The organism is Candidatus Poseidoniia archaeon (genome assembly GCA_030748895.1).
GTDB lineage: Archaea > Thermoplasmatota > Poseidoniia > MGIII > CG-Epi1 > UBA8886.
Map to the genome: position 1 here is coordinate 1 of JASMLC010000028.1, position 1,850 is coordinate 1,850.

Consider the following 1,850-nt stretch of genomic DNA (forward strand, 5'->3'; position numbering starts at 1 on the left):
CGCTGCGGATGCGTTACCAGCACGTCGAACGGCTGCGCCGTTTCGGCGGCAATCGGCATCTCGAGTGAGAAGTTGCCGTCGGCGTCAGCGTAGATTACCGGCAGCGACGCCTCGTCCCACAGCACCTCCAGCTCGGCGAACGCCAGCCCATCGCCGCGGTCATCGACGAGGCGCCCCGCCAGCGTGAAGTTCTGCCCGCGCACGGCGCTACACTCCCAGCCGGTGCCGTTCTGCGCGCACCCCTCGAAGAGCAGGAAGGTGTCGGTCTCGACCAGGATTTCCGCCACCGCATAGCTACCGTTCAGCGCCAGCGTGGTGTTGAAGAACGCTTTCGCGATATGGGGGCCGTTGGCGGCCTCGCTGAGGTCGAGCAGCAGTGAATACTGGCCGTTTGAGTCCGTGACCGTAGTCCCGCTCCAGCGCAGGTCCCATTGCAGCGCCACCTCGGCGCCCTCGACGGGGAATCCACGGTTGTCGGTCAGGTTGCCCCGCAAGGTCACCCCGCTGTCGCGGCTGGCGCTGAGCGACTCGAGCGTGAGCGCGCTCCAGCCGCGAATCATTACCGGCTCGCTCAGTACCGCCGCCGGATGGTAACTATCGCCTGAGTAGGTCACGGTGAGCGAAGTGTTGCCCGGCGTGGCGTTGTCCGCCACCTCGAGCAGCGCCTGCCAGTTGCCATTGCCGGAAACCGGTAGCGTCGCGAACGGCTGGCCGCCGAGCGCCAGCATTAGCGTCCCGCTCGGCGGGACGCTTTCGTTGCCTTGCAACATGCCCGTCACGAGATAGCTGGCATTGCTGAGCAGGACTCCCGGCAACGCGACCGTCAGGTTGACGTTGCCGTCAATCACGTCGGTCCAGCCGCTCGCTCCCGCACTCGATACAAACGGGGTGCCGTTCCAGCTTGCGCTGAGCGAATAGTTCCCCGGCGTCTCTGGCAGGACAATCGTGAAGGCGAAACTGCCGTCGCTGCCGGTAGTGGCGTTGAGCAGCAGCCCCTGCCAGCTCAGGTTGACGACCGCGCCAGCCATGGGCAGGTTACCCTGCTCGCGCAGCAGCCCGGTCACGACCGTCGTCCCGTTCAGTGGCGAAGTGGGCGGCACGGTAATCGTCAGGTTGCTGTAGCCATGCACCGCCAGCGGGAACGCCGGCGAGTAGCTCTCCTTCAGGATGGTAGTGGTGTTGATGGGCGTTCGCGGAACATGGAAACGGATGACCCAGTCGCCCGCAACGTAGTCGGCCGGCACGATGCAATAGACACTGAAGTAGCCGTCGGGGTCGGTCAGGTTCTGCCCGATAATCGAGCCGGTGGTGTTGACCGTGCGGTTGAGGTAGCCACTGACCATGATGTTGCTGTAGCCAGCTCCGGTGGTGGTGTTGAACAGCCGCCCGTTCCAGACGAAAAGTTCGGTCTTGTTGACGCTGTCCGGCCTGACTTGCACTCCTCGCGCGGGAGGTGCGAAGCCCCAACCGGGGTCCTCTTCGTCTGACTCGACCGCGACCGGATTATCGTCCTCGCCATCATCCCACTCATCCCCGTCAGTATTGGGGTCGGTCGGGTCGGAAGTCTCCCAGCCCTCCTCGTCGTACCAGAGCCGGGCGGTATTGTTGTCGCCGGTAACGTTCCAGTAGTAGCTCAACTCGAACGCGTCGTCGAGGTTGTCCGAGTCGGTGTCGGCACGCAAGGGGTCGGTGCGCGAGCCGTAGGTGTCGTTGGATGGCAACACCTCGGCGTAGTCGCCGACACCATCGCCGTCCGAGTCGGTCGAGTTGGGCCACGAATCGTAGTTGCGGCTGTTGTCAACCGGGTCGAGCTGGATGTTCCATGGGTCAAGCTCGTCCCCATCCCAGAG

Annotated in this window: 1 protein-coding gene; it reads right to left on the bottom strand. The window is 64.3% G+C overall.

Annotated features, from left to right (window positions below; all coding sequences use genetic code 11):
* A partial coding sequence (locus QGG57_06795) for a hypothetical protein (GenBank protein MDP7007871.1) occupies positions 1 to 1,850 on the bottom strand: 1,850 nt, incomplete at both ends.